General features: G+C 70.4%; 4 protein-coding genes. 2 read left to right on the top strand and 2 right to left on the bottom strand.

Annotation, left to right across the window (positions count from 1 at the left end; all coding sequences use genetic code 11):
• Both G6048_RS46930 and G6048_RS46935 read right to left on the bottom strand, forming a co-directional pair.
• Positions 1–653: TerD family protein (locus tag G6048_RS46930; protein WP_165345726.1), on the bottom strand; the 653-nt coding region annotated here is incomplete at its 3' end.
• 143 nt (positions 654–796) lie between these two features.
• Positions 797–1,390 carry a M48 metallopeptidase family protein gene (locus G6048_RS46935; protein WP_165345727.1) on the bottom strand — a complete coding sequence of 198 codons (594 nt, stop codon included), beginning with the start codon at positions 1,388–1,390 and terminating at the stop codon, positions 797–799.
• Between the two features lie 233 nt (positions 1,391–1,623).
• Between G6048_RS46935 and G6048_RS46940 the strand changes: the two genes are divergently transcribed.
• Positions 1,624–2,817, top strand: a complete 1,194-nt coding sequence (locus tag G6048_RS46940) for a ThiF family adenylyltransferase (RefSeq protein ID WP_165345729.1) — start codon at positions 1,624–1,626, stop codon at positions 2,815–2,817.
• The gene (locus G6048_RS46945) at positions 2,810–4,204 is read left to right on the top strand and encodes an ABC1 kinase family protein (RefSeq protein ID WP_165345728.1); all 1,395 of its coding nucleotides are present in this window, start codon (positions 2,810–2,812) and stop codon (positions 4,202–4,204) included. Before G6048_RS46940 ends, G6048_RS46945 begins: the two co-directional genes overlap by 8 nt.
• The last annotated feature ends 56 nt before the right edge of the window (positions 4,205–4,260 follow it).

Raw genomic sequence — 4,260 nt, forward strand, 5'->3', positions numbered from 1 at the left:
GACAGGGCTGGGGCCGGCGTAGCGGGGCCTGACGGGGCGCCGAACGCGGGCGGCGCGGTGGCCTGGGCGGGCGGCGCGAAGGAGGGCGCGGCGGCCTGCGGCTGCGGTGCGGCGGCGGGCTCCTCCTCGGCGACCTCGCCGCCGAAGTTCTTCAGCAGCGCGTCGAGTCCGCCGTCGAAGCCCTGCCCGACCGCCGCGAACCGCCATACGTCCTTGAGGTAGAAGTCGCCCAGCATCACGGCTCGTTCGGTGGAGAACTCGCCGCCGTCGAAGGCGTACCGGGCCACCTCCTCGCCGCCCGCGACGATTCGGATGTATCCGGGGGCGATCTGCGACAACTGCCCGGCGCCGTCGAGCGTCGCCGTGAACGACAACCTCTGGATCTGCGGCGGGATCTTGTCGAGCGTGACGCGGAACGACTCCGTGTCGCCTGCCTGCGCTCCCAGGAGCTGAATGGACTCTTCAGGAGTCTTCGGCTGGTTGAAGAAGACGAAGTACCTGTCGTCCGAAAGCCGTTCGTCGGCGTCCAGACCGAAGCAGCTGATGTCGAAGGTCAGTCCGGGGCCGGTGATCTGCACGCCTACGTACAGATCGGTGCCCGCGGTGAGGTCACTGATCTTGGCCTTGTGGCCGCGTTGGAATTCCCTGGCCATGCGTAACGACCGTCCCCCATCCCGATACGAGTGCGTCGCGCGTCAGGCTAACCGCAAAATCCGGCCGCGGACGAAGCCGGTACAGACCCGGTACACAATCCCTGCTTCGGCCCGAACCAGCACAGTCCCGGCGCCGGTCCCCGCTACTCGTCGCGCGCGGCGGGCAGATGGGGCAGCCGGTCGGCGGCCACCACCCCTTCGAGGTAGCCGCGGGCCCGCTCGGTACGCGGGTAGGCCTCGAGGAGTTGCCAGAAGCGGGGCCCGTGGCCGGGCACGAGCAGATGCGCGAGCTCGTGGACGAGGACGTAATCGACGACGTATTCGGGCATGCCCTGCAAGCGGTGCGAAAGGCGGATGCTGCCCTCTGCCGGGGTGCAGGAGCCCCAGCGGGTGTTCTGGTTGGTGACCCAGCGGACCGAGGAGGGCCGGGCGAGGCCGTCGAAGTACAGGTCGGAGAGCCGGGCGGCACGCTCGGAGAGCTCCGCGTCACCGAGTACCCGCTTGTTCTCCTGGGCGGCGAGCTTGTCGAGCATGACGCCCACCCAGCGCTGCTCCTCCGCCTCGGACATCCGGGCGGGGATCAGCACGACGGTACGATCGCCCTCGCGGTACGCGGAGACCGTTCTGCGTCGGCGAGTGCTCCGGCGGACCTCGATCGCGCTCGTCCCCGGGCCGCTCGGCGGCTCGCTCGTCGTGCTGCGCTGTGGTTTTCCGCGGTTCAGTGGGTCGGCGGACACGCCCCGACGGTACCCGTTGCGCATGCTGGAAGTCCCGCCTCCGGGACGGTTCGATGCCGATCCGCGCTCTGCGCGCCCAGTTTGTCCCTACTCCGTACGCCTGATTTGTACGACGAATACCCCCAGCCTGTGGATAACTTTCGGCACTCGACAGCCGAGGCATGCATGCTGGCAATCGACCGGCGGAGCAGGACGAGCACCACCGGCACAACGGGGACGTACGGGGGTCTGTCATGCATCCGATGGTGAAACCCGCGCTTCGGCGCGCCTGGCGGGATCTGAACACGGTGCAGTTCGGGATGGCACCGGCACATGCGATGGTGCTCGGCCCGATGGACACGGCGACGAGCAGCTTTCTGACCCTGCTCGACGGGACACGCGGGCTTCCCCTCCTACGCGACGAAGGCAAGCGCATCGGTCTGCCCGACGGCCATGTCGACGGGCTCGTGGAACGGCTGGCCCGGGCGGGACTGCTGGACGACGCGACGGGCGGCGGCCCGGACGCGGACGCCCTGCGCGAAAAGAAAGCGACCTTGGACCGGCTGCGGGCCGACCTCGCGTCCCTGTCCCTGGTCACGCCCGAACCGGGCGAGGGCATGCGCCGACTGGCGGCCCGCCGTTCCCTGCGCGTGCAGGTGTGGGGCGCGGGCCGGGTGGGTGTGACCCTGGCGTGCGCGCTGGCGGGCGCCGGCGTGGGCCATGTCGGCGTACGCGACGGCGGTTGCGTCGCGCCCTGGGACGTCGCACCGGGCGGACTGCCCGTCGACTCCATCGGCGAGCGCAGGGAAGAGGCGGCACGCAGGGCGGTGCGCCGCGCGGCTCCGAGCCGCCCACCACGGCGGGGCGGCGCACAGTCGCCGCCCGACGAACAGGAGCCGGGACTCTCCCTGGTGATCCTCGCGCCACGGGACGGCCTGGCCGTCCACGCCCCCGACCCGGCCACCGCCGAGCCGCTGATCGCATCCGGGACACCACATCTGTACGCCGGGGTCGTGGAGGGCACAGGAGTCGTCGGCCCGCTGGTCCTGCCCTGCGACACGGCCTGCGCGGGCTGTCTGGACCGGGCCCGCACCGACCGCGACCCGAGCTGGCCGCGCCTGGTCGCACAGTGGCGCTCCGGGCAGCCTCGCCAGGTGCAGGCGTGCGATCTGACGCTGTCGGCCACAGTCTCCGGGCTGGCCGCGGGGCACGCACTCGCTTTCCTTGACGGGGAGTTGCCGTCCAGCGCAGGTGCTCGTTGGGAGGCGTCGGTGCCCGGTTTCGACTGGCAGACACGCCCTGTGTGGCCGCATCCCGCATGCTCGTGCGGGACTGCGGAGAAAGCTAAGGGGGAGCAGACCTCGGAGGACGAGAGGCCGCACGAGACAATGGCCGGGCAACAGCCGCAAGCGGCTCGGCTGTCCGGTACTTGGAGGGCGCATGTCTGATCTTCCCCGGAAGGCGGTCACCCGGACCGCCAAGCTCGCCGCCCTACCGCTCGGCTTCGCCGGGCGGGCCACATGGGGCATCGGCAAACGGATCGGCGGGAAGTCGGCGGAGATCGTGGGCCGCGAACTGCAACAGCGCACGGCGGAGCAGCTGTTCAAGGTGCTCGGCGAGCTCAAGGGCGGCGCGATGAAGTTCGGGCAGGCACTGTCCGTCTTCGAGTCGGCGCTGCCCGAGGAGGTCGCGGGGCCATATCGCGCTGCACTGACGAAGCTCCAGGAGGCCGCGCCGCCGATGCCGACCCGCACGGTGCACACTGTGCTCGAGGAACGGCTGGGCGAGGACTGGCACGACCTGTTCGCGGAATTCGAGGACAAACCGTCCGCAGCGGCCTCGATCGGACAGGTGCACCGCGCGGTGTGGCACGACGGCCGGGAGGTCGCCGTCAAGGTGCAGTACCCGGGGGCGGGCGAGGCACTGCTCTCCGACCTGAACCAACTCAGCCGTTTCGCCCGGCTCCTGGGGCCGCTGATTCCGGGGATGGACGTCAAACCGCTCATCGCGGAGCTGCGCGACCGGGTGTCCGAGGAGCTCGACTACGGCTTGGAGGCCCAGGCCCAGCAGGCGCACGCGGAGGAGTTCGCGGACGACCCGGATGTACTGGTGCCGGCTGTGGTCCACCAGTGCGAGCGGGTGCTGGTCACCGAGTGGATCGACGGGATCCCGCTGTCGGAGGTGATCACCGACGGCACGCAGGAGCAGCGGGACCGTGCAGGACAGCTCCTCGCCCGCTTCCTCTTCTCCGGCCCCGCCCGCACCGGCCTGCTGCACGCCGACCCGCATCCCGGCAACTTCCGCCTCCTGCCCGACGAGTCCGGCGACCCCGCCGGCAAGGACGGTATGGACGGCTGGCGTCTGGGCGTACTGGACTTCGGCACGGTGGACCGCCTCCCCGGCGGCCTGCCGCCGACCATCGGCGACTCACTGCGGATGACCCTCGACGGCCAGGCCGAAACGGTCTACGAACTGCTCTGCGAGGAGGGCTTCGTCAAGGAGTCGATCGAGCTCGACCCGGACGCCGTCCTGGACTACTTGCTCCCCATCATCGAGCCGGCCAAGGTCGATGAGTTCACTTTCACCCGAGGCTGGATGCGCAGCCAGGCGGCCCGAATCGGCGACCCCCGCTCCCCCGCGTACCAGCTCGCCAAACAGCTCAACCTCCCGCCGGCGTATCTGCTGATACACCGTGTGACATTGAGCACCATTGGCGTGCTGTGCCAACTGGGCGCCACGGTACGGCTCCGAGAGGAACTCGAGGAGTGGCTGCCGGGCTTCGTGCCGGAGGACGCAGCAGCCCTGGAGGAGGGGGAGTCGGCGGCCGAGGCGTGAGGGCTGGCGACGGGGGCTTGTGCGTGTAGGTGCGTGAGGCGGGGATTGAGGGGGGC

The sequence above is a fragment of the Streptomyces ureilyticus genome (genome assembly GCF_011045025.1).
In the GTDB taxonomy this organism is placed as follows: domain Bacteria; phylum Actinomycetota; class Actinomycetes; order Streptomycetales; family Streptomycetaceae; genus Streptomyces; species Streptomyces ureilyticus.